The following is a 23,868-nucleotide window of genomic DNA, read 5'->3' on the forward strand; positions in this document are numbered from 1 at the left end:
GTTTCTGTAGTTTCTGCTGGTAACAGTGGTCTCGCCGCATAACCCCGCGAAGCCCTTGAAACACTGTTTTTTTATGCAGTTGCGACAATAAAATATTAAGTATTACCGATACATTATTTTCTATTTTTAATCGGTGAATACCCATAAACTCGGGCCGGCTTTTAATCCCCGGCCTGGCGGTTGCGGACCTTGGAGGAGGCGGGCGGGAGCGGGGGCGACGCCAGCGCGCAAACCGATGATAGCAAGGGGTTTTTTTGATCCGCCGCAGGTCCTGGCGCTGGCCGCGGGTGGCGCGCCGCAACGGGCGGCGGAGCGCGCAGCGATTTACGGATTAGCCCCGGAATTGGGGTGTAATCCCTTTCTTTGGCGGCAGTATTGAGATGTTTTAATCAAATAAATAAATTCATATTAATGTCTCAGGTTGATCGATTGGACACGTTTAGCCATCGTCTGCGCACTGCAAGAATGCTTCAGGGATGGACACAGAAAGACTTGGCGGTCGCGAGCAACCTGTCGCAAAGCGCTATCGGCAACTATGAGAGCGGCCAACGCCAGCAGCCCTCCAGCGACGCGCTCATCAAGCTGACGCGAGCGCTGCGGGTCAATCCCATGTGGCTCAGCACCGGCGAAGGGCCGATGCTCAACCCCGGTTATGCCGAGCCCGCCATGAATGCGAGCAATCATCCCGAGCAGCCGCCCTGGCCGTTCGAGACGGTGTCGTACGCGACCTATGCGCGCCTGAGCCAACAGGAAAAGCGCCAGATCGAACAGGTGCTGGCGGCCTACATCAAGGCGCGCGGCGAATAGTCCCCACGGCGGTGGCGGCGGCGCGCCGTCGCGGCGTTTTCCTGCGCGCCGCTTCGGGCGCGTTGCCCGCGTCCGTCGCCGCTGGCGGCTGCGTCGTGCGCAGGCGCCGGCGCAGGCGTTCCACCGGATCGGCGATCAGGCTGTTGAGCAACGCGGCAAAGCCGATACAGCCGGTCACCACCAGGGCCGTGAACATGGCGGGCTGGCGCAGTTGCGCGCCGTCGAGCAGCCAGCCGAAAAAAAGAATGACCAGCGCGTGGCCAATGTAGATCGGGTAGCTGAGTTCGCCGATGGCCTTGTCCAGCCGATGGCGCGCCTGGAACAGGAAGGCCAGCGGCAGCAGCGCCGCGAACAGCAGCACCGCGAGGCCGTCGCGCAGCGTATGCGGCATGCCGATCGAAAAATGCACCAGCACGTACAGCGTCAGCAGGCCGGTGCCCAGCTCGGGCAGCCAGGCGACGCGGCGGCTCCAGGCCTGCCAGCGCGGCAGCAGCATCTGGTGCGACAGCGATCCAGCCAGGAACAGCGCCAGTTCCGTGGGGAAAAAGCGGTAGGTCCACGGGTCGCTCAGGCCGATGCCGCTGGCGATCAGCGCCACGCGCAGCGCCAGGGACGCCGCCAGCAGGACCAGCAGGCGCCGGGGCGAATGCAGCACGAAGGGGGCGATCAGGTAGAAGCTCATCTCGACGCCCAGCGTCCAGGCCTGCGGCACCAGCAGGCCCTGGTACAGCGGCACGTCGCTGCGGGCGAAGCTGCCGGTGAAGGCCAGCGCGCCGTGGTCGATACCGAAGAACATCAGCCAGTCCTGGCCCAGGATCAACAGATTCGACAGCGCCAGGAACAGCGTGGCGGCCAGCGGCAGGCCGTCGTAAACGCGCCAGAACCCCTCGCCGCCGACGGCATAGGCCAGCAGCGTCAATACGGCCACGGCCAGGTAGATCGGGTACAGGCGCAGCGCGCGGTTGGCGTAGAACCGGCCGGGCGCGTCGCGGTAGTGGTCAGTGGCGGTCAGCACATAGGAGATCAGAAAGCCCGATATCACGTAGAAAAGCTGCACCGCGAGGCGCCCGCCCACCAGCCAGTCGGTCGCGCCGCCGCCCAGGTGATCCAGGACGACGGACAGCGCCAGCAAAGTTCTCAGCATGCCCATCGCCGTGTCTCCGGAAATTGTCTTGGTCGTCAGCCGGGCCGTTGCCGGCCGGGCGCGAGGCGTCAGCCGATTCTGCGCGCCACGGCGGCCCGCCGCCATGCGGCATACGATGCACCCCTTCCAGCGCGCGGCGTAACGCGCCTCGCCCCGCGTGCAGCTTTGGGATTCGGCTGTCGGGAGGAGGGCACGGGACGTGCTGAGCCCATGCGGTTACAGTCGAGGCTGTGTCTTTTCAGGAGTGCTGTCCATGTTTACCTTCCTGTCTACGCCTTGCCGCCTGGTCGGCGCCGGAATGCTGGCCATAGCGCTGGCCGGCTGCGCCGGATCGACCGGAGGCGCGCGCGCCGAGGGCGCCGCCGCCGCCAACGCGGCCAGCAGCGCGGATTCACTGGCCCAGACCAGTTGGGAGCTGGTGCGCTGGACGCAGTCCGGCGGCGCCCTGCGCGAGATTCCGCATGGCGACAACGGCGAGCCGATCCGCCTGACCTTCCTGGCGCAGGGCAAGCAATACCGGGTCGAAGGCTTTTCGGGCTGCAATCGCTACATGGGCAGCTACAAGCTGCAAAGCGGCAAGCTGGCGATCGACGCGCCCGCCGCCACGCGCATGGCGTGCGTGCCGGCGGCCCGCGCCGCGCTCGAAAGCGACTACCTGCGCGGGCTGGGCGCGATCGACACGTTCACGCTGGACAGCGGCGGCGCGCCGCGCCACCTGACCTTCAACCTGCGTGGCGGCGACGTGCTGGAATTCGAGCGGCGCCAGGACCCGCCGACGCCCTGACGCCGGACCCCGTGCGTGGTGCCCGTCCAGGACGTGGATTGCGCCCCGGAGCGGACCGAGGCAACCGCGCCCTTCCGTGACCTCCAGGGAATGTGCAGGTGTTTCAGTATGTTTTCCGGCGCCGGGCGGGCGGCCGTGCCGCGCCTACAATTGGCGCTGCCGGCCGTCCGGCGGGCGCGCCGCGGCGCGCATCCTGGTTTCTTGCGGGAGAGATTTGCATGTCCTTGTCCACTTCCTGGCGCTGGATCGCGCCTTGCGCGCTCGGCCTGACGCTGGCGGCCTGCGCGGCGCCGCCACGCACCGCCGACGGACGCGACCCGCGCTTCCAGCCGGCCGCCGCCTCCGACGTGCTGGCGCAGACCAACTGGGACCTGGCGCGCTGGACCCGCCCCGGCGGCGCGCTGCGCGAGATCCCGCATCCGTCCTCCAATTCGGTGCCGCTGACCATCGGCTTCATCCATGACCAGGGCGCCACGCGGGCCACCGGTTTCGCCGGCTGCAATACCTACAGCGCGCCCTACACCGTCGCCAACGGCCAGTTGATCATCCCGTCCAACCCCGTGGCGACGATGAAGGCCTGCGCGCCGGTCAACATGAAGCTCGAACAGGAATTCCTGTCCAGCCTGACGCGCATCACCGCCACCTCGTTCGACAACACCAGCAATCCGCAGCGCATGACCTGGGCCTTGAGCAACGGCGACACGCTGGATTTTGGCCGCCGTCTCGATCCGGTCGCCGGCGGCCAGGTGGGCGCGACCAAGCTGGTCTACGTCAACGCCGAACGCGTGCCGTGCAACGCCGGCGCCGGCCGCGCCATGTGCTACCAGGTGCGCGACACGCCGACGCAGCCGTGGCAGCTCTGGTACGGCGACATCACCGGCTTCAATTTCCAGCCCGGCATCCGCTATCGCCTGCGCGTGGTCGAGGTCCGGGACCCGAATCCGCCGGCCGACGCCTCGGGCCTGCGCTGGGTGCTGGATACGGTGGTGGAACAGGAAATCGTGCGGCGCTGAGCCGGGAGGGCGGGGCCCGCGCTTGACCCGCGACAAGCGGGCCGCGCGGGGCAGCGATTACTATTACGGCCTTCGCCGTTTTTTGCCCGCTTTGCCATGTCTTCCGTCGTCAATATCGCCGCCTACAAATTCGTCTCGCTGGACGCGCTGCCCGAGCTGCGCGCCCGGCTATTGGCCGAGGCCGGGGTGGCGGGCCTGAAGGGCACCATCCTGCTGGCGGAGGAAGGCATCAACCTGTTCCTGGCGGGCGCGGTCGATGGCATCGACACCTTCCTGCGCGGCTTGCGCGGCGACGCCCGCTTCGCCGACCTGGAAGTGAAGTTCAGCCACAGTGCGCAAGTGCCGTTCCGCAAGCTGCTGGTGAAGATCAAGCGCGAAATCATCCGCATGAACCACCCGGCGATCCGGCCCGAGGCCGGCCGCGCGCCGGGCGTGGACGCCAGGACGCTGGCGCGCTGGCTGGAGCAGGGGGCCGACGACAGCGGCCGCCCGGTGGTCATGCTGGATACGCGCAATGCCTTTGAAGTCGACGAGGGCACCTTTCGCGACGCCATCGACTGGCGCATCGACCGCTTCACGCAGTTCCCGGCGGCGGTGCAGGCGCATCGCGCCGAGCTGGAAGGCAAGACCGTGGTCAGCTTCTGCACAGGCGGCATCCGCTGCGAGAAGGCCGCCATCTACATGAACGAAGCCGGCATCGACAACGTCTACCAGCTCGACGGCGGCATCCTCAAGTACTTCGAGGAAACCGGCGGCCCGGGGTTCGACGGCAAGTGCTTCGTGTTCGACGAGCGCATCTCGCTCGACCCGGCGCTGGCGCCGAGCAAGAATTGATTCCGTCCCACGAGGACCGGCGCGCCGCCGCCGCATGAAAAAAAGCCCGCAGATTGCGGGCTTTTTTCGCATGGCTCGGGTGTGCGGATCAGCGCACGCGCATGCCGGGCTTGGCGCCGGGGAACGGCTCCAGCACGTAGATGCCGGCGTCCACCGCCTCGTCGGCATGGCTGGCGGCCAGCACCATGCCTTCCGAGACGCCGAACTTCATCTTGCGCGGCGCCAGGTTGGCGACCATGACGGTCAGCTTGCCGATCAGGTCTTCGGGCTGGTAGGCCGACTTGATGCCGGAGAAGACGTTGCGGTGGCGGCCTTCGCCCACGTCCAGCGTCAGGCGCAGCAGCTTGGTCGAGCCTTCGACGTGCTCGCAGTTGACGATCTGCGCGATGCGCAGGTCGACGCGGGCGAAGTCGTCGATCGAGATGGTCTCGGCCAGCGGCTCGCCGCCGGGGATCACGGCGGGGGCGGCGGGCGGCTCGAACAGGTCTTCCAGCATCTGCGGCTCGACGCGCTGCATCAGGTGCTTGAACGGCGCCACGCGCTGCGGCAGCACGGCGGCGTCGGCCCAGGTGAAGTCGGCCTCGGCGGCGAACAGCTCGCGCGCGACGCGCTCGGCCAGGGCCGGCAGCACCGGCGCCAGCATCACCGACAGGGCCTTGAAGCCGGCCAGCGAACGCGAGCAGATGTCCTGCAGCGCGGCCTTCTGCGCCTCGTCGGCGGTGGCGATGCCCTTGGCCAACACCCACGGCTGGGCCGTGTCGAACGCCTGGTTGATGCGGTCGGCGTAGGCCATGATCTCGCGGATGGCGCGGTTGTACTCGCGCGCCTCGAAGGCGGCGCGGATCGACTCGGCCTGCGCGGCGTATTCGGCCGACAGCGCGGCGGTGTCGCCCGCATAGGCCAGCCTGCCGTCGAAGTGCTTGGTGATGAAGCTGGCGGCGCGGCTGGCGATGTTGACGTACTTGCCGACCAGGTCGCTGTTGACGCGGGCGATGAAGTCCTCGGGGTTGAAGTCCATGTCCTCGACCCGGGCGTTCAGCTTGGCGGCGATGTAATAGCGCATCCACTCGGCGTTCATGCCGAGTTCCAGGTAGCGCAGCGGCGAGATGCCGGTGCCGCGGCTCTTGGACATCTTTTCGCCGCTGACGGTGATGAAGCCGTGCACATTGACCGCGTCCGGCGTCTTGCGGCCGGCGAACTTCAGCATCGCGGGCCAGAACAGCGCGTGGAAATAGACGATGTCCTTGCCGATGAAGTGGACCTGCTCGGTGCTGCCGGCCGGGTCGAGCAGGGCGTCGAAGTCCAGCCCTTTGACCGCGCAGTACGACTTCAGCGAGGCCAGGTAGCCCACCGGCGCGTCCAGCCAGACGTAGAAGTACTTGCCCGGCGCGTCCGGGATCTCGATGCCGAAATAGGGCGCGTCGCGCGAGATGTCCCAGTCGCCCAGCTTGGCCTCGCCGTCCTCGGCGCCCAGCCATTCGCGGGTCTTGGCCAGCATTTCGGGCTGCAGGTGCTTGCCGCCGTGGGCGTTGCTGCCGGTGGTCCATTGCTGCAGGAATTCGACGCAGCGCGGATCCGACAGCTTGAAGAAGAAGTGATCCGACGACTTCAGCACCGGCGTGGCGCCGGTCAGGGCCGAGTACGGATTGATCAGGTCCGTGGGCGCGTAGACGGCGCCGCAGACCTCGCACGAATCGCCGTACTGGTCCTTGGCGTGGCACTTGGGGCATTCGCCCTTGATGTAGCGGTCGGCCAGGAACATGCCCTTGACCGGGTCGTAGAACTGCTCGATGGAGCGGGTCTCGATCAGGTCTTGCGCCTTGAGCGCGCGGTAGATGTCCTGCGACAGCGCGACGTTCTCGGGCGAATCGGTGGTGTGCCAGTGGTCGAAGCGGATGTGGAAGCCGTTCAGGTACTGCGGGCGCTCGGCGGCGTAGCGCGCCACCAGGGCCTGCGGCGTGATGCCTTCTTTCTCGGCCTTCAGCATGATCGGCGCGCCGTGCGCGTCGTCGGCGCCCACGAAGTGCACCGTGTGGCCCGCCATTCGCATCGAACGAACCCAGATGTCGGCCTGGATGTACTCCATGATGTGGCCGATGTGGAAGGATCCGTTGGCGTAGGGCAGCGCAGTGGTGACAAAGAGGGTGCGAGACATGGTTGTCGGTCGAGGTTGAGGGGAAAAATGGGTTGGCCGGCCATTTTAGGGCAATGGCGGCGATGCGCCCGCAGGGCGGGGGACGGGCCCCTTGAAACGACACAACCCGCCGGTCGCGCACGCGGGCGCCAGGCGGGTTGGGGAACAGCGAGCCGGTCGTTCGGCCACGAGCGCGCGGCGCGGGCCGCCGCGGGAGGCGGCGGGCGCCGGCGATGCCGCGCTCAGCGGATCTCGCGGGCCTCGACGTCGATCACGTCGCCGCGCGGCTGCGTGGCGAACGGGGCGGTGGCGGACTGGAACGGGCCCGGACGGTCACCCTGGCGCTGGCTCCAGTAGGCGCGCACGCCGAAAGGCTTGCCGCGCACCTTGGCGACCACGTACAGGATCGCCACGGCGATCGCCGTGGACAGCATGAAGACCAGCGCCATTGCCATGCCGATCAGGGCCAGGGCGGCGAATAAGACGGCTCGGAAGAAGCGGATAAGAGTATTGGTCATGTAGGTCGGATGCAAAACGCAGCGAAAGGTTCCCGTGTATCCGCTATCCTTTAGGGGATGGCGGCCCGCAGACGCCGCGCTGCCTACGGAACCATAGTGACATGAGTATAACGATAGAACACCTGCGCGCCGCCCTGCGCGCCGCGCACGACCCCAATACCGGCCTGGACCTGGGTGTATCTGTAAGAGATCGTGACATCCAGATCGATGGCGGCCGCGTCGCCGTGGCGCTGGAACTGGGCTATCCGGCCGACGCCGTCCGCGACCAGGTGCGCGAGATCGCCGTGGCGGCGCTGGCCGCCGCCGGCGCGCCCGGCGCCCAGGTGAGCGTGTCCTGGAAGGTGGCCGCGCATGCCGTGCAGAAGGGGCTCAAGCCGCTGCCCAATGTGCGCAACATTATTGCGGTCGCCTCCGGCAAGGGCGGCGTGGGCAAGAGCACCACGGCCGTGAACCTCGCGCTGGCCCTGGCCGCCGAGGGCGCCAAGGTCGGCCTGCTGGACGCCGACATCTACGGCCCCAGCGTGCCGACCATGCTGGGCGTCTCGGGCCGTCCCGAGAGCCTGGACAACAAAAGCATGGAGCCCCTGACCGGCCATGGCCTGCAGGCCAACTCCATCGGTTTCCTGATCGATGCCGACTCGCCCGCCATCTGGCGCGGCCCGATGGTGACCCAGGCGCTCGAACAATTGCTGCGCCAGACCAACTGGCGCGACCTGGACTACCTGATCGTCGACATGCCGCCGGGCACCGGCGACGTGGCGCTGACGCTGGCGCAGAAGGTGCCGGTGGTGGGCGCGGTCATCGTCACCACGCCGCAGGATGTCGCGCTGCTGGACGCGCGCAAGGGCCTGCGCATGTTCCAGAAGGTCGAGGTGCCGATCCTGGGCGTGGTCGAGAACATGGCCATTCACATCTGCTCGCAATGCGGCCATGCCGAGCACATCTTCGGCGAAGGCGGCGGCCAGCGCATGGCCGAGCAGTACGGCACGCCCTGGCTGGGCAGCCTGCCGTTGACGCTGGCGATCCGCGAGCAGACCGACGCCGGCACCCCCACCGTGGTGGCCGATCCTGGCAGCGAAGCGGCGGGCCTGTACCGCGCCATCGCCCGTAAACTCGCGGCCGGCGTTGCGGCGCTGCCCCGTGACATGGCCGGGAAATTCCCGTCCATCGTCGTGCAGCAGCCGTCGTAACGCATGCGGTGGGCGGCCCGGGCCTTCTTGGCTGGACTTTGCGTAGTGGCGGGCGAGGCGGTGGCCAAGCGCCCGGAAATCATCGTGGACCCCGGCGGCGTGCCGCCGGCGGCGCTGCAGGCGATCACCGAGGCGGTGGGCGCCATCGCGCGCCTGGCTGAAGACCAGGACGGCGGCGAAATCAACCGCCTGCGGCGCCGCGCCCGCGACGCCACGCTGGCCGCGCTGGCCACCCAGGGCTACTTCTCGCCCACCGTCACGCTCGAGGCAGGGACCGACATCGGCGGCGAAACCTGGGATATCGGCATCGTGCCGGGCAAGCGCACCACGGTGTCGTCGGTCGACCTGACCTTCACCGGCCGCATCACGCGGCCGGAATACGCGCAGCGCGTGCAGAAGCTGCGCGACGACTGGCTGCTCAAACCGGGCCAGCCGTTCATCAACGCCGACTGGAACAAGGCCAAGTCCACCCTGCTGGACGAGACCTCGGTGCGCGACTTCATGCTGGCCCGCATGACGGCCTCCGAGGCCGACGTGCAGGCCGACACGGCCTCGGCCGCCCTGCGCGTCACCATCGACAGCGGGCCGCAGGTGCGCATGGGCGAACTGAGCACCGAGGGCCTGGAGCGGGTGCCGCCCAAGCTCATCACCCGCTACGTGCGCTATTCGCCGGGTTCGCCCTATGACCAGAACCGCCTGGACGAATGGCAGCAGGACCTGCAGTCCACGGCCTTTTTTCGCGGCGCCTTCGTGGCGTTGCGGCAGCCGGGCAGCGACGCGCAGACGACGGAGCCGTTGTCCGACCGGGCCCGCGCGCCGGGCGCGGCCAACGCCGCCGAGGCCGCGCCTGCGGGCGATCCGGTGGTGTCCGGCGCCATGCCGCCGGCGCCGCCCGCCTACGATTCCGACGGCGAGGTGACGCTGCCGGTGCAGGTGCGCGTGGTCGAGGCGCCGCCCAAGCGTTTCTCGGCCTCGATCGGCGTCGACGACGAAGCCGGCGTGCGGCTGGAATCGCTCTACCGCCAGAACGTGGTGTTCGGCCAGCCTGTGACAATGGAGTCGGGGTTCAGCGTGGACCGGCTGCAGCAGCGCGTCTACACCGACATCCTGCTGCCCCCGACCGAGCGCGGCTACAAGGATTCCGTCGGGGTGCTGGCGCAGCATTCCGACATCCAGGGCCTGGCGGTGACCCGCTATGCCCTGGGCGCCACCCGCAGCCAGGAGCGCCAGGGCGCCGGCGACAGCCGGGTCACCTACGAAACCCGCTGGGGCCTGCTGCTGGCGCACGATGACGTCAAGATCGACGGCGGCGACGAATATTCGCTGCCTACGCTGACCGCCACCGGCGAGTGGCTGCGGCGCGACGTGGACAACAAGTACGATCCGCGCGAGGGCAACCTGATCGCGCTGGGCGGCGGCGTGGGCGTGACGCTGGATACCGGCGAGCCTTACACCCGAGCGCGTTTCCGTGCCCAGAAGTGGTGGCCGATCGGCAAGCTGGACGTGCTGACCGTGCGCGGCGAGGTCGGGCGGGTCTGGTCCAATGGCAACGTGCAGGTGCCGGACGATTTCGGTTTCCGTACCGGCGGCGCGCGCTCGATCCGGGGCTACAAGTACCAGAGCATCGGCCTCAAGCGCGACAAGGCCATCGTGGGGGCGCCCACGCTGGTGGTCGGCAGCATCGAGTACGACCATTACTTCAACGAACGCTGGGGCATGGGCGTGTTCGTCGATGCCGGCGACGCGGCGCAGTCGTTCGGCGACATGTCGCTGGCGGTCGGCTACGGCGTGGGCGCGCGGGTGCGCACGCCGGCCGGCCCGCTGTTCCTGGACGTGGCCTACGGCCAGCGCGAGCGCGACCTGCGCCTGCACTTCTCGCTGGGGATCGCGTTTTGACGGCGCTGCGCGGATTCCTGCGGCGCCTGTTGGTGTGGTGGCTGCCGGGGCTGGCGATGCTGGCGGTGCTGGCGTGCAGCTTCGTGTTCTGGCTGCTGGCCTCGCAGACCGGATCGCGCCTGCTGCTGACCACCGCGGCCCAGCAACTGGACGGCCAGGCGCTCGACGTGCGCGGCTCGGTCCTGCGCGGGCTGGATGTCGGGCGGCTCGACTTGAACATCAGCGGCACCCGTATCGGCATCAGCGACCTGCGCCTGAGCGTGCATTGGCGCGCGCTGGGCAACCGGCTGCTGCATGTGCGCGAACTCTCGGCCACGAATGTCGAGATCGGCCTGACCGCCAGCGAGGACGCGCCGGCCGATGACAAGCCCGAAGAACCCTTCAGCCTGCCGGCGCTGCCGGTGGACATTGCGGTGGACCGGTTAGCGCTGGGTGAATTCCATCTGCTGCAGGACGGCCAACCGCTGCCGGTCGAACTGGGCGACCTGAGCGCCACGTTCGCGGCCGGCAAACAGGGCGCGCAGCTACGCATCGCCAATCTGCGCGTGGGCCATGAGATCGGCCAGGCGCAGTTGAGCGGGCAAGCCGAACTGCAGGGCCTGGCCGACCCCTGGCCGTTCGCCGCGCGGCTGGACGTGATGGCGCGCGGATCGGGGCCGGCGTCGCCGCTGTGCCAGGCCGACCAGTTGAGCGGCAAGTTCGCGCCACCCGCGAAACCGCAAGAGGAGCGACCCAAGGCGTCCGAGGCGGCCAAGCCCCGGGCCGGCAAGGCCAAGGGGGAAACCGCCAAGGCCGCCGCCGCAGGCGCCAAGCCGTCCTCCGCCACGCCGCCTGAGGGCGCCCCGGCCAAGACCACGGATGCGTTCGTCGGCCCGCCGGCGCCGGCCTGCCAGGTGATGTTGCAGGCCGATGCGGCGGGCTCGCTGGACGGCATCCAGGCCAAGCTGGATGGCACCGGCGCCGGCCTGGCGTTGGAGGTGATGGCCGATCTGGCGCCGCGCACGCCGCTGGTGCTGCGCAGCGCGCGGGCCGAGGCGCGGCTGCCGGACCAGTCGACGCTGTCGGCGCGCCTGGACCTGCGGGCGGTGGACGGCCAGCCGGGCCGCGACCGCATCGTCGGCACCGTGGGGGCCCGGCGCCTGGACCTGTCGCCCTGGCTGGGTGACGCGATTCCGCCGGCGATCATCAGCGCCAGCGCGCAGTTGAGCGCCGAGTTCGAGAACCTCAGTCAGTTGCGCCAGGCCGCGATCGACCTGCGCTTCGAAGACGGCGCGCGCTGGAACAAGCAGGCGCTGGCGGGCGCGGTCAAGGCCCAGGTGGATATCGCCGCGCCCGCCGCCGGCCCGCAGGCCAGCGCCAGCGCCGTGGCGTCGGGCCCAGATGCCGCGCCGGGAGCCCCCGATGCCGCGGTCAGGCCCGCCGCCGATGCGCCCGATGCGCCCGATGCCGCCGTCAAGCCCGACGCCGCTACACCCGCCGCGGATCTGCTGGCCGGACTGCGCATTCACGGCCTGGACGTCGATCTCAAGCTCGGCGCCAACCGGATCCGGGCGCAGGGCGAGATAGGCGGGGCCGACGGCGCGCTGACGCTGGACGCGCAGGCGCCGCAACTGGATGCATTCTGGCCCGGCATTCCGGGCGGCGCCGACCTCAAGGGCAAGCTCGGCGGCACCATCGCCGCCCATAAGGCCGAGATCACCGCCGGCTACAACCCGCCCAAGCCGCGCCCCGGCGTGTTGGGCGAGTCGCGGGCCCAGGCCACGCTCGCCTTCGCTGGCGGCTGGGGCAAAGGCGCGCCGGGGGCGGCAGACGCCGCCCTGACCGGCTGGCGCGGCACTTTTTCGCGCCTGACGGCCGACAGCGCCGGCTTCACCGTTTCGGTCGACCGGCCCGTGACGCTGTCTTACCTGCCGGCGGCGGTGGCGCCGCAATGGCAGTGGCAGGTGGGCCAGACCGTGCTGGGGGTGGCCCTGCCGGGCAAGGAAAAACTGGCGATCGCGCACAAGGGCTCGCGCGGCGACGCCAAGCGCTGGGAAACCGCCGGACAGGCCGACAACCTGGTCATCACCGCCGCGATGGCGCGGCAGGTGATCGCCGCCGTCGACCCGGAGGCCGCGGCCAAGATGAACAAAGGACCGAAGCGCGTCAATGCTACGGTGGCGGAAAGCCAGCGCCGCATCGCGCTGGACGCGTCCTGGGACCTGAAATTCGACGGCCGCCTGGCCGGCCGCGCCCGCATCGCGCGGCGCGATGGCGATCTGCTGATTCCGGGCGATCCGCCGGTGCCGCTGGGGGTGAAGGCGCTGGTGCTGGACCTGACCGCCACGCCGACCTCGGCCAACGCCAGCCGGCTGGACGCCAAGCTGGACCTGGCGACCGACAAGATGGGCAAGATCGCCGGCAATGGCACGGCGGTGCTGGCGGTGGACGCCAAGGGCGGCATGGCGCTCGATCCGCGCCAGCCGATCCGCGCCAGGCTGGATGCGGATATCACCGATCTGGCCTGGGTCGGCCTGTTCGTCGGCGACTCCATGGAGGTCGGCGGCCAGGTCAAGGCCAACCTGGAAGCCCAGGGCACGCTCAGCGGCAAGTGGAGCGCGAGCGGCGCGATCCGCGGCGACAAGCTGCGCGTGGTGCGCATCGACGACGGCGTGCGCCTGATCGACGGCACGCTGGCGGCGCGGCTGGACGGCGACAAGCTGGTGCTCGACAGCCTGCGTTTCCCGGCCTCGCTGCGCGTGATGCCGGCCGAATGGCGCACCAAGGAATGGATCACCACCAACCCCGAGGCCAAGGGCGGCTATGCCGAGGCCAAGGGGCAATGGAACCTGATCGACGGCGGCGGCAACGTGCGCCTGACGCTGTACCGCTTTCCGGCGCTGCAGCGCTCGGACCGCTATGCCATGGTGTCCGGCACCGTCGACCTGAACGCCGCGATGCCGCGCATCGACATCGTCGGCGACCTGAAGGCGGACGCCGGCTGGTTCAGCCTGGAGATCCTGCAGGGCGTGCCGTCGCTGGACGACGACGTCAAGGTGCGCCGCGCGGGCGACGATCCCGGCGCCGTGTCGACCCCGCTGCAGACCAGCATGAACCTGAAGTTCGACATGGGGCCGCGCTTCTACATCACCGGCATGGGGCTGGACGCCGGCCTGCTGGGGTCGATCCAGATCCTGCTGAACGACGGCCGCCTGACCGGCGTGGGCGCGCTGCGCACCCGAGGCGGCGGCATCGAGGCCTATGGCCAGAAGCTGCGGCTGCGGCGCGGCACGCTGACCTTCCAGGGCCGCCTGGACAACCCGTTGCTGGATATCGAGGCGCTGCGCACCGGCGAGCAGGTCGAGGCGGGCGTAAAAGTGGTGGGCACTGCCCAGCGTCCGCGTATCGACCTGGTGTCGTACCCTGACGTCAGCGACGTCGAGAAGCTGTCGTGGCTGTTGCTGGGCCGGGGCCCGGACGAAAGCGGCAGCGACGCCGCGCTGTTGCTGTCGGTGGGCACGGCGCTGCTGGGCGGCGGCCAGCCCTTCTACAAGCAGTTCGGGCTGGACGACGTCAGCGTGCGCACCGGCAACCTGGGCAGCTCGGGCAGCATCCTGCCCGACCGCACCGTGGCCGGCGACGTCAACCGCGACAGCGACAGCCAGTTGGCGACGCAATTCCTGGTGGCCAGCAAGTCGTTCGCCAACGGCATCACGCTGAGCGTCGAGCAGGCGCTGGCGGGCAGTGACACGGTCGGCCGCGCCAGCTACCGGCTGGCGCGCGGCCTGTCGCTGGACCTGAAGGGCGGCTCGGTCAACGGCATCGCGCTCGTGTACCGCACCTTCTTCGGCGATTGACGCCCGTGGCCGTTCCGTTCCCGTTCGGGGACGGGGCGGCGCGCTCGGGATAAAATGACGCCCATTCCATTTCCCCAAGCACTCTCGCCACCATGAGCATCAAAAGCGACCGCTGGATCCGCCGCCAGGCCGAAGCCGGCATGATCGAACCCTTCGAAGCGGGTCAGGTCCGCACGGCCAATGGCGGGCGCATCGTCAGCTACGGCACCAGCAGCTACGGCTACGACGTGCGTTGCGCCGACGAATTCAAGATCTTCACGAACATCAATTCCACCATCGTCGATCCCAAGAACTTCGACGAAGGCTCGTTCGTGGACTTCAAGGGCGACGTCTGCATCATCCCGCCCAACTCGTTCGCGCTGGCCCGCACGGTCGAATACTTCCGCATCCCGCGCAGCGTGCTGACGATCTGCCTGGGCAAAAGCACCTATGCCCGCTGCGGCATCATCGTCAACGTGACGCCGCTGGAACCCGAATGGGAGGGTCACGTCACGCTGGAATTCTCGAACACCACGCCGCTGCCCGCCAAGATCTACGCCGGCGAAGGCTGCGCGCAGATGCTGTTCCTGGAAAGCGACGAGATCTGCGAGACCTCGTACGCCGACCGTGGCGGCAAGTACCAGGGCCAGCGCGGCGTGACGTTGCCGCGCACCTGATCGTCAGCCGCGGGGGGCGCCGCCCGGCGCGCCCCGCCATGCCTGAACGCCCGTCAGGAGCGCCCTGGCGCCGGGCGCAGGTATTCGATGTCCCATTCGCTTTCCGACACCTGCGCGAAGCCGTGGCGGCGATAGAAGCGGTTGGAGTCGCTGCCGCGCAGCGCGCCCACGCTGACCGGCAGGCCGCGCCGGTCGGCATCCTGCAGCAAGCGGCCCAGCACCTGGCCGCCCACCCCCAGCCCCTGCGCCGCGGGCACCACATACAGATGATCCAGCCGCAGGCCGTCGCCGTCCGGACGCAGCGCGTAGAAGCCGACACGCGCGCCGTCGCGCTCGATGATCCAGGTGTGATCCGGCCGGAAGGTATCGCGCAGGCGCGCGCGGGCCCGCTCGGGATCGAACCGGTCCAGGCGTTCCAGGCTCTCGCGCATGGCCTCGATGCGGATGGCCAGCAGGGCTTCGAAATCCGCGGGAGTGACCGGCACGTCGCGTAGCGCGCCCGCCGCCAGCGCGTCGTAGCCCTGGCCCAGGAACCGCAGCAGGCAGATGCCATGACCGAACGGATCGCTCAGGTGGGCGATGCGTCCCCAGTCGTGCGATACCGGGGCATCCTCCAGCGTGGCGCCCGCCGCCACTGCCCGTTCGACAGCGCTGTCGACGTCGTCGACCACCACATCCAGATGCACCGGCGTCCAGTGGCGGGCGTAGTCGCGCGCTTGCCGCGCGGCGCTCGCGGCGGGCGTGCCGGCGGCCTTTTCCAGCAGGTAGATCGGCGCCGACGCGCCCAGCATTTCGGCGGCCCCGGGACCGAGGCGGCGATGCAGCGCCAGGCCGAAGGCGCGGCGGTAGAAGTCGATGGCCGCCTCGAGATCGGGCACGTCGATGTTGACCAGGATGCGCATGAGGTTTTCCGCAAGAAGGGATCGCACAACATAGCATGGCGCGCACGCCGCGTTGCAATCGCGCCGGCGGCCTGCGCGGCGCTAAAGAACCCGGGGGGGCGACCGTAAAATGACATATGTGTTTGCCGATTTGGCGACGTCATCTCAGCAAGCGTGAGCAAGGCCTATCCGTGCGTTACCCCCATATCCCCTGGCTGCCCCTGTTGTTCTATCCTGCGCTGCCGGTGATTGCGGCGGTGGGGCTGTTGTTGTGGCGCCAGTGGCCGCCGGCGCTGACGCTGATCGTGCCGTTCGTGCCGTGGGTCATGGCGCTGGTCGGCGCGGCGATCTGCCTGATGTACCAGCGTTCGCAGACGCTCGCGCTGATGCTCGGCGTGCTGATGGCCGTGGCCATCTGGCCGACGCTGGCCAGCGAGGCGCCGTGGGCGCTGGGGCCCGCGCTGGTGTGGTGGTCGCTGGCCTACACCATCAACGCGCTCTGGCCGGAACGCGCCGGCATGCTGTGGGACCTGGCCGCGCGCATCGCTCTGATGGCGGTGGGCGCCGCGGCCATCGCGCTGGCCGGCAAGGACGGCGCCGGGCAGTGGTTCGGCACGCTCGCCGTGCAGGGCATGCTGGCGCGGCTCGGCATCCCGGCCGAAGCGCTGGCGGCGCTGCTGGTCACCGGCCTGACCCTGACCCTGCTGCTGTTGCGCTATGGCCGTCCGCAGCAGGCTGGCCAATGGCTGGGTTTCGTCTGCATGGCCTGGGCGCTGCCGCGCGGCGGCGCCCATCCCATCGAGCTGGCCGTGATGGCTTCCGCCGCGCTGACATCGCTGTCTATTTCGCTGGCGCACGAGGGTTATCACATGGCCTTCCGCGACGAACTGACCGGGCTGCCGGGCCGCCGCGCGCTCAATGAGCGCCTGCAACGCATGGGCCGCGTCTATACGTTGGCGATGGCCGACGTCGATCACTTCAAGGCGTTCAACGACACCCACGGCCACGACGTCGGCGACCAGGTGCTGCGCATGGTGGCGGCGCAACTGCGCCGGGTGCCGGGCGGCGGCTATGCCTACCGCTACGGCGGCGAGGAATTCACGCTGGTGTTTCCGGGCAAGACCGCCGTCGAGGCCATGCCGCACCTGGAAACGGTGCGGCGCGCGATCGAGGCCTACCAGATGCGCCTGCGCGACAAGCCGGCGCGGCCCAAGGCGGACCAGGTCGGCCTGCGCCGGCGCGGCGGCCGCGGACGCAATGTGCGGCCGTTGCGGGTCACGGTCAGCATCGGGGTGGCCGAGCGCGGCGAGACGTTGCGCGCGCCGGACGCCGTCATCAAGGCGGCCGACCAGGCGCTTTACAAGGCCAAGGACGGCGGCCGCAACCAGGTCTGGGCCTACGGTTCCCGACGCCGCGCCGGCGCCGCCTAGCGGCCGGACAGGGCCAGCGCCATCAGTACCTCGTCGTAGAGCTTGCCATTGACGCACAGCGCCTCGCGCTCGAGGCCGTATTCCTCGAAGCCGAGGCTGGCGTACAGCCGGCGCGCCGCCGCGTTGTTGGCGGTGACGCTCAACTGCACCGTGCGCACGCCGCGCATGGCGCCGGCATGATCGATGGCGGCGCGCATGAGCAGGCGCGCCAGGCCCCGGCCGCGCCACTCGGGCGCTACGTAGACGCTCCAGATATGTGCCTTGTGGCGCATCTTCAGCTTGCGCTGGCGGGTGACGCCGGCGATGCCGGCCAGCGCCGTTTCCGAGAACACACCGAACATCGCGCTGTCGTCCGCCGGCGCGATCCAGCCGCGGATGTCTTCCAGTGTCAGCGTATGTTCCTCTTCGTAACTCGATCCGAACGCTTCCGGAGTCTCGCGCAGGGCGTCCAGGCGCAATTGGCGCAGCGCCTGGGCATCCAGGGGGATCAGACGTCTGACGAGGAGGCCGGATGCGGAGGTCACGGGACGCGGATTGTTGGGAATAAGGTACGGTTGGGGCAGTATAGGCGCCCCGGCTGCCTATAATGGGGCAACGCCGCTTGCGGTTTTCACAAAGGAGCCAACGATGTTCGGTTTCCTCAAGATAAACCATGAGGCCGAGCGCGACGAGGTCCAGGAAGAGTTCGTGGCCCGCGTGGCCCACGCCGCCGAAGATTTCGTCCAGGCCGCCGGTTCCGCCGGAGCCGGGCTCGACTACACACCGTCGAGCGTCCATGCGCTAGACGATGCGCTCGAAGCCGCGCATGTGGGCACATTGCCACTGACTCCCATGCAGACTGTCGGCGCCGCCGCCTACCTCTACGAGGTGGCCCGGCGCGCCCATGGCGGCCTGTACGAGGTCTGCGACGACGAGGACCCGGTGGTGCTGGTCTGCGGCGAGCCCGAGGCCGAGGTCTGCTTCGGCGCCATCGCCAAGGTCGAGCGGCGCATCCGCTACGGCGCCGCCGAGGCCATCCCGCCGTACTTCGACCGCTTCATCGCGGCCCTGGAGGCGGGCGAGGCCCGCACCCTGCGGTAGGGCCGCGCGAGCTTCTCGCGGGAGCCTTGGCCGGCGCTCTCCCGGCCGCCCCGCGGCGGCCGCTCGCGGACGCGTTGCAACGGTCTTCGGGAAAACCATAGGGCCTGGAGAAAAACGGCCCTACAATTCGGCCATTCCCGCCGCCGGCGGGAACCTCGCGCCCGCCTGTCATCAGACGGTTTTTCACTAGAAGTACACTCGCGTCCGCCAACCCGGTCCGATTCGCCTTGCCCCCAGGAGCGCCTGCATGAAATTCCGCTTCCCCATCTTCATCATCGACGAGGACTACCGTTCCGAGAACGCGTCCGGTCTGGGTATCCGCGCCCTGTCCGCGGCGATCGAGGCCGAGGGCGTCGAGGTGATCGGGGTGACCAGTTACGGCGACCTGAGTTCGTTCGCCCAGCAGCAGAGCCGTGCCAGCGCCTTCATCCTGTCGATCGACGACGAAGAGTTCGACGTGGATTCGCCCGAGGACGTGGCCAGCGCGATCAAGAACCTGCGCACCTTCATCGGCGAACTGCGCTTCCGCAACGCCGACATCCCCATCTACCTGTACGGCGAGACGCGCACCTCGGAACACATTCCGAACGACATCCTGCGCGAGCTGCACGGCTTCATCCACATGTTCGAGGACACCCCCGAATTCGTGGCGCGCCACATCATCCGCGAAGCGCGCAGCTATGTGGACAGCCTGCCGCCGCCGTTCTTCCGCGAGCTGGTCAAGTATGCGCAGGATGGCTCCTATTCCTGGCACTGCCCCGGCCACTCCGGCGGCGTGGCGTTCCTGAAGAGCCCGGTGGGCCAGATGTTCCACCAGTTCTTCGGCGAGAACATGCTGCGCGCCGACGTCTGCAACGCCGTCGACGAACTGGGCCAATTGCTGGACCACACCGGCCCGGTGGCCGAGTCCGAACTGAACGCGGCGCGCATCTTCCACGCCGACCACTGCTACTTCGTGACCAACGGCACCTCGACCTCGAACAAGGTGGTGTGGCACGCCAACGTCGCCGCCGGCGACGTGGTGGTGGTGGACCGCAACTGCCACAAGTCGATCCTGCACGCCATCACGATGACGGGCGCGATCCCGGTGTTCCTGCGCCCGACGCGCAACCACCTGGGCATCATCGGCCCGATCCCGCTGGAAGAGTTCCATCCGGACAGCATCCGCAAGAAGATCGAGGCCAACCCGTTCGCGCGCGAAGCCGTGAACAAGAACCCGCGCATCCTGACGCTGACGCAGAGCACCTACGACGGCGTGATCTACAACGTCGAGATGATCAAGGAACACCTGGGCAGCTACGTCGACACGCTGCACTTCGACGAAGCCTGGCTGCCGCACGCCTCGTTCCATGAGTTCTACCAGGACATGCACGCGATCGGCCAGGACCGTCCGCGCAGCAAGGACGCGATGGTGTTCGCGACCCACTCCACGCACAAGCTGCTGGCCGGCATCTCGCAGGCCTCGCAGATCATCGTGCAGGAATCCGAGACCCGCAAGCTGGACCGCAACGTCTTCAACGAAGCCTACCTGATGCACACGTCGACCTCGCCGCAGTACGCGATCATCGCGTCGTGCGACGTGGCCGCGGCCATGATGGAGCCGCCGGGCGGCACCGCGCTGGTCGAGGAAAGCATCCGCGAAGCCATGGACTTCCGCCGCGCCATGCGCAAGGTGGAATCGGAGTTCGGCAAGAACGACTGGTGGTTCAAGGTCTGGGGCCCGAACCGCCTGGTGTCCGAAGGCATCGGCAACCGCGATGAGTGGATCCTGGAGTCGAACGACCACTGGCACGGCTTCGGCGACCTGGCCGAAGGCTTCAACATGCTGGACCCGATCAAGGCCACGGTCATCACGCCGGGGCTGGACATGTCGGGCAGCTTCGGCGAAACCGGGATCCCGGCCGCGCTGGTCTCCAAGTACCTGACCGAGCACGGCGTGGTGGTCGAGAAGACCGGCCTGTATTCGTTCTTCATCCTGTTCACCATCGGCATCACCAAGGGCCGCTGGAACACGCTGCTGACCGCGTTGCAGCAGTTCAAGGACGACTACGACCGCAACCAGCCGCTGTGGCGCATCCTGCCGGACTTCTGCCGCGGTCATCGCCGCTACGAGCGCATGGGCCTGCGCGACCTGTGCCAGCAGATCCACGAGGCCTACCGCGAACGCGACGTGGCCCGCCTGACCACCGAGATGTACCTGAGCGACATGGTGCCGGCGCTCAAGCCGTCCGATGCCTTCGCCCGCATGGCGCACCGCGAGGTCGAGCGCGTGGATATCGACAAGCTGGAAGGCCGTGTCACCGGCGTGCTGCTGACGCCGTATCCTCCGGGCATCCCGCTGCTGATCCCGGGCGAGCGCTTCAACCGCACCATCGTCCAGTACCTGCAGTTCGCGCGCGAGTTCAATGAGCGCTTCCCGGGCTTCGAGACCTACATCCACGGCCTGGCCGACGAAGTGGGGCCGGACGGCGAGAAGCGCTATTACGTTGATTGCCTGATCGAAGACTGATCGGGTCCGGAGTCCTGATGTTCGATGTCGCCGTTCTCGGCGCCGGCGCCGCTGGCATGATGTGTGCCGCGGTCGCCGGTCAGCGCGGCCTGCGCGTGGTGCTGGTGGATCACGCCGAACGGCTGGCCGAGAAGATCCGTATCTCGGGTGGCGGCCGCTGCAACTTCACCAACATCGGCGCGGGGCCCGCCAATTTCCTCTCCGACAACCCGCATTTCTGCCGGTCGGCGTTGGCGGGCTACACGCCGCAGGACTTCCTGGCGCTGCTCAGGCGCCACCGCATCGCCTGGCACGAGAAGCACCGCGGCCAACTGTTCTGCGACGATTCCAGCGAATCCATCATCGAGATGCTGCGCGCCGAATGCGATGCCGGCGGCGTGCAGTGGCGCATGGCTTGCCAGGTGGCCGAAGTGGCCCATGGCGAGGCGGGCTTCGAGCTGCGCACCAGCCAGGGCGTGATCCGCGCGGCCAAGCTGGTGGTGGCCACCGGCGGCATGGCGATCCCGCAGTTGGGCGCCACCGATTTTGGCCTGAAGCTGGCGCGCCAGTTCGGCCTGAAGGTGGTCGAGCCGCGGCCGGCGCTGGTGCCGCTGACCTTCGACGCCGCGCACTGGCAGCCGCTGGCCGAGCTGTCCGGCGTGGCGCTGGAGGTCAACCTGGCGACGGGGCAGGGCAAGGCGCGCGGCGAGTTTCTTGAAGACCTGTTGTTCACCCATCGGGGCCTGTCGGGCCCGGCGATCCTGCAGATATCCAGCTACTGGAAGCCGGGCGAGCCCATCGTCATCGACCTGGCGCCGGGGCGCGACCTGGCGGCCGAACTGCTGGCGGCCAAGTCCGGCAACCGGCAGCAAATGCATACGGTGCTGGCCGGCCTGTGGCCCAAGCGCCTGGCCGACCGCTGGCTGCAACTGGCGGAGCAGGGCGGCAAGCCGGGCCTGGCGGCGCTGCGCCTGGCCGATGCGCCGGACAAGACCCTGCGCGCGCTGGCGCAGGACATCCACCAATGGACCCTGGTGCCCAGCGGCACCGCCGGCTACAAGAAGGCCGAGGTCATGCGCGGCGGGGTCGATACGCGCGGGCTGGACCAGAAATCGATGCAGGCCCGCGCCACGCCCGGCCTGTACTTCATCGGCGAAACCGTGGACGTCACCGGCTGGCTGGGCGGCTACAACTTCCAGTGGGCCTGGGCCTCCGGCGTGGCCTGCGGCAAGGCGCTCTAGCCGTTCCTGGCGCTTCATCCAATGCGTTTCCCGCCCGTTGGCGCGGGCACGCTTCGTGCTGCTCGCCAAGGGCTGTCCGACCCCATAGCCTGCCTGCATGACAGGCATTGCAACGTTATCGTTGTCGTATCAAATAAAAATACCTATCATTTGTATTTTCAAAAATAAGACGCTCGCCATTGTCGGCGGCGTTGCCCGACGGAGATCGCCTTGGCCTACACCCTGCCGCCCCTGCCTTACGCCTACGACGCGCTTGAACCGCACATCGATGCGCTGACGATGGAGATCCACCACGGCAAGCATCACCAGACCTACGTCAACAACCTGAACGCCGCGCTGGAAGGCGCCGGCATCGCCACCGACGAGCCGGTCGACGCCCTGGTGGCGCGCATCGACCAGTTGCCCGAGGCGATCCGCGGCGCGGTGCGCAACAACGGCGGCGGGCACGCCAACCACAGCCTGTTCTGGGCGGTCATGTCGCCGCGCGGCGGCGGCGAGCCCGACGGCGCGCTGGCCCGCGCCATCGATGCCGAGCTGGGCGGCCAGGCAGCCTTCCGCGACGCCTTCACCAAGGCCGCGCTGACGCGCTTCGGCAGCGGCTGGGCCTGGCTCAGCGTGACGCCGGGCGGCAAGCTGGCGGTGGAAAGCAGCGCCAACCAGGACAGCCCGCTGATGCAGGGCAACACGCCGATCCTGGGGCTGGACGTGTGGGAGCACGCCTACTATCTCAAGTACCAGAATCGCCGTCCGGAATACATCGGCGCCTTCTACAATGTGATCGATTGGTCCGAGGTGGCGCGCCGCTACGCCGCCGCCGTGGGCTGAGCCGGCATCGCGCGGGGGCAGTGGACCATGAACACCTTCAGCCGTCATCGCATCCGGCCCGCGGCCACCAGCGTCAGCGTCTGGACGCTGGCGGTGCTGGTCGCCTGCCTGGGCCTGCACCAGGCGTGGGTCTATTTCGATGCCAATGCGCCACACGTGGCCGACGCGCTGCTGGGCGGCATGGTCGCCGCCGGCGCCACCGCGGCGGGCACGCTGCCGATCCTGTTCGCGCGCACCATCCCCCAGAAGATGCAGGACAGCATGTTCGGCTTCGGCGCCGGCGTGATGCTGGCGGCCAGCGCGTTCTCGCTGGTGGCGCCGGGCATCGCGGCGGCCGAGTCGCAGGGCGCCGGCCCCTGGGGCGCGGGCCTGACGGTGGGCGCCGCCATCCTGCTGGGCGCGGCGGCGCTGCTGCTGATGGACCGGCTGTTGCCGCACGAGCATTTCATCAAGGGGCGCGAGGGCATCGAGGCGCACCGCCTGCGCCGCGCCTGGCTGTTCGTCTTCGCCATTACGCTGCACAACCTGCCCGAAGGCCTGGCCATCGGCGTCGGCTACGCCGGCAACGATCCGCTGCGGGGCACCGCGCTGGCCACCGGTATCGCCATCCAGGACATCCCCGAAGGATTGGTGGTGGCGGTGGCGCTGATCGCCGCCGGCTACAAGCGCGCGTTCGCGGTGGCGCTGGGCATGCTGTCGGGCCTGGTCGAGCCGGTCGGCGCGGTGCTGGGCGCGGTGGTGGTGGGGTGGTCGACGGCATTGCTGCCGTGGGGCCTGGGCTTTGCCGCCGGCGCCATGCTGTTCGTGATCAGCCACGAGATCATCCCCGAGTCGCACCGCAAGGGGCACGAGGTCTACGCCACCTGCGGGCTGATGCTGGGCTTCGTGCTGATGATGCTGCTGGACACCGCGCTGGGCTGACACGGGCGCGGCGCGGCGACCGGCCAGCGATCACGGATCAACAACGGAACCGCGTTTCGCGGTATGCTTTCGGCGCTGTCACGCATGTTGCGGGAGAGAGCGGCCGTTCGCGGCTGCCGCCGAAGGCGCAATTCGCCCGGAATCGCTCAGGTATCCCATACCGCGCATGCTTGCCCTGTCCCGGTTTTCA

General features: G+C 68.7%; 19 protein-coding genes and 1 riboswitch. Of the genes, 14 read left to right on the top strand and 5 right to left on the bottom strand.

Annotated elements, in window-relative coordinates:
* Window positions 1-411: 411 nt before the first annotated feature.
* Window positions 412-807, top strand: a complete 396-nt coding sequence (locus SB816_RS05025; RefSeq protein WP_081273670.1) for a helix-turn-helix domain-containing protein — start codon at window positions 412-414, stop codon at window positions 805-807.
* On the opposite strand, the gene SB816_RS05030 is transcribed toward SB816_RS05025, so the two are convergent.
* Window positions 788-1,951: an acyltransferase gene (locus SB816_RS05030; protein ID WP_332909708.1), complete on the bottom strand. Its 1,164-nt coding sequence runs from the start codon at window positions 1,949-1,951 to the stop codon at window positions 788-790. The two genes, SB816_RS05025 and SB816_RS05030, sit on opposite strands and share 20 nt — an antisense overlap.
* A 253-nt stretch (window positions 1,952-2,204) precedes the next feature.
* On the opposite strand from SB816_RS05030, the gene SB816_RS05035 reads away from it, so the two are divergent.
* From SB816_RS05035 to SB816_RS05045, 3 genes are all read left to right on the top strand, one after another.
* Window positions 2,205-2,735, top strand: coding sequence for an META domain-containing protein (locus SB816_RS05035; RefSeq protein WP_144655563.1), 531 nt, complete (start codon window positions 2,205-2,207; stop codon window positions 2,733-2,735).
* A gap of 218 nt (window positions 2,736-2,953) precedes the next feature.
* On the top strand, window positions 2,954-3,748 hold the full coding sequence (locus SB816_RS05040) for an META and DUF4377 domain-containing protein (RefSeq protein WP_410546580.1): 795 nt from the start codon (window positions 2,954-2,956) through the stop codon (window positions 3,746-3,748).
* Between the two features lie 96 nt (window positions 3,749-3,844).
* On the top strand, window positions 3,845-4,582 hold the full coding sequence (locus SB816_RS05045; RefSeq protein ID WP_269872100.1) for a sulfurtransferase: 738 nt from the start codon (window positions 3,845-3,847) through the stop codon (window positions 4,580-4,582).
* An 88-nt stretch (window positions 4,583-4,670) separates the two neighbouring features.
* On the opposite strand, the gene metG is transcribed toward SB816_RS05045, so the two are convergent.
* Window positions 4,671-6,737: a methionine--tRNA ligase gene (metG, locus tag SB816_RS05050; RefSeq protein ID WP_269872101.1), complete on the bottom strand. Its 2,067-nt coding sequence runs from the start codon at window positions 6,735-6,737 to the stop codon at window positions 4,671-4,673.
* 221 nt (window positions 6,738-6,958) lie between these two features.
* Window positions 6,959-7,234, bottom strand: a complete 276-nt coding sequence (locus SB816_RS05055) for a hypothetical protein (protein WP_395757055.1) — start codon at window positions 7,232-7,234, stop codon at window positions 6,959-6,961.
* A 101-nt stretch (window positions 7,235-7,335) separates the two neighbouring features.
* Here SB816_RS05055 and apbC point away from each other — a divergent pair, with 101 nt between their 5' ends.
* The 4 genes from apbC (at window position 7,336) to dcd (ending at window position 14,812) form a co-directional block, all read left to right on the top strand.
* The gene (apbC, locus tag SB816_RS05060) at window positions 7,336-8,424 is read left to right on the top strand and encodes an iron-sulfur cluster carrier protein ApbC (protein WP_054500638.1); all 1,089 of its coding nucleotides are present in this window, start codon (window positions 7,336-7,338) and stop codon (window positions 8,422-8,424) included.
* 3 nt (window positions 8,425-8,427) lie between these two features.
* A complete protein-coding gene (locus tag SB816_RS05065) occupies window positions 8,428-10,320 on the top strand; it encodes an autotransporter assembly complex protein TamA (protein ID WP_410546581.1) in 1,893 nt (630 codons plus the stop codon).
* Window positions 10,317-14,156 (top strand): translocation/assembly module TamB domain-containing protein, encoded by a 3,840-nt coding sequence (locus SB816_RS05070; protein ID WP_410546582.1) that lies wholly within the window; start codon window positions 10,317-10,319, stop codon window positions 14,154-14,156. Before SB816_RS05065 ends, SB816_RS05070 begins: the two co-directional genes overlap by 4 nt.
* Before the next feature lie 92 nt (window positions 14,157-14,248).
* The gene (gene dcd, locus SB816_RS05075; protein WP_006385856.1) at window positions 14,249-14,812 is read left to right on the top strand and encodes a dCTP deaminase; all 564 of its coding nucleotides are present in this window, start codon (window positions 14,249-14,251) and stop codon (window positions 14,810-14,812) included.
* 53 nt (window positions 14,813-14,865) lie between these two features.
* Here the strand turns inward: dcd and SB816_RS05080 are convergent, their stop codons facing one another.
* A complete protein-coding gene (locus tag SB816_RS05080) occupies window positions 14,866-15,714 on the bottom strand; it encodes a GNAT family N-acetyltransferase (protein ID WP_410546583.1) in 849 nt (282 codons plus the stop codon).
* Window positions 15,715-15,884: 170 nt separating this feature from the next.
* On the opposite strand from SB816_RS05080, the gene SB816_RS05085 reads away from it, so the two are divergent.
* Window positions 15,885-17,123: a sensor domain-containing diguanylate cyclase gene (locus tag SB816_RS05085; RefSeq protein WP_064528605.1), complete on the top strand. Its 1,239-nt coding sequence runs from the start codon at window positions 15,885-15,887 to the stop codon at window positions 17,121-17,123.
* Here the strand turns inward: SB816_RS05085 and SB816_RS05090 are convergent.
* A complete protein-coding gene (locus tag SB816_RS05090; protein WP_269201924.1) occupies window positions 17,120-17,647 on the bottom strand; it encodes a GNAT family N-acetyltransferase in 528 nt (175 codons plus the stop codon). The genes SB816_RS05085 and SB816_RS05090 overlap by 4 nt on opposite strands.
* A 103-nt stretch (window positions 17,648-17,750) precedes the next feature.
* Here SB816_RS05090 and SB816_RS05095 point away from each other — a divergent pair, with 103 nt between their 5' ends.
* The 5 genes from SB816_RS05095 to SB816_RS05115 all read left to right on the top strand — a co-directional run bounded on the left by SB816_RS05095 (window position 17,751) and on the right by SB816_RS05115 (window position 23,678).
* Complete coding sequence (locus SB816_RS05095) at window positions 17,751-18,203, top strand: hypothetical protein (RefSeq protein ID WP_064528602.1); 453 nt, start codon at window positions 17,751-17,753, stop codon at window positions 18,201-18,203.
* A 247-nt stretch (window positions 18,204-18,450) separates the two neighbouring features.
* Window positions 18,451-20,712, top strand: a complete 2,262-nt coding sequence (locus tag SB816_RS05100; RefSeq protein ID WP_054500645.1) for an arginine/lysine/ornithine decarboxylase — start codon at window positions 18,451-18,453, stop codon at window positions 20,710-20,712.
* Window positions 20,713-20,729: 17 nt separating this feature from the next.
* Window positions 20,730-21,932 (top strand): NAD(P)/FAD-dependent oxidoreductase, encoded by a 1,203-nt coding sequence (locus tag SB816_RS05105; RefSeq protein WP_054500646.1) that lies wholly within the window; start codon window positions 20,730-20,732, stop codon window positions 21,930-21,932.
* A 210-nt stretch (window positions 21,933-22,142) separates the two neighbouring features.
* The gene (locus SB816_RS05110; protein ID WP_054500647.1) at window positions 22,143-22,757 is read left to right on the top strand and encodes a superoxide dismutase; all 615 of its coding nucleotides are present in this window, start codon (window positions 22,143-22,145) and stop codon (window positions 22,755-22,757) included.
* 27 nt (window positions 22,758-22,784) lie between these two features.
* Window positions 22,785-23,678: a ZIP family metal transporter gene (locus SB816_RS05115; RefSeq protein ID WP_054500648.1), complete on the top strand. Its 894-nt coding sequence runs from the start codon at window positions 22,785-22,787 to the stop codon at window positions 23,676-23,678.
* Window positions 23,679-23,758: 80 nt separating this feature from the next.
* A riboswitch (glycine riboswitch) is annotated at window positions 23,759-23,851 on the top strand.
* Window positions 23,852-23,868 lie beyond the last annotated feature (17 nt).

The sequence above is a fragment of the Achromobacter sp. SIMBA_011 genome (assembly GCF_046535435.1).
Classification (GTDB): Bacteria; Pseudomonadota; Gammaproteobacteria; order Burkholderiales; family Burkholderiaceae_B; genus Achromobacter; species Achromobacter dolens.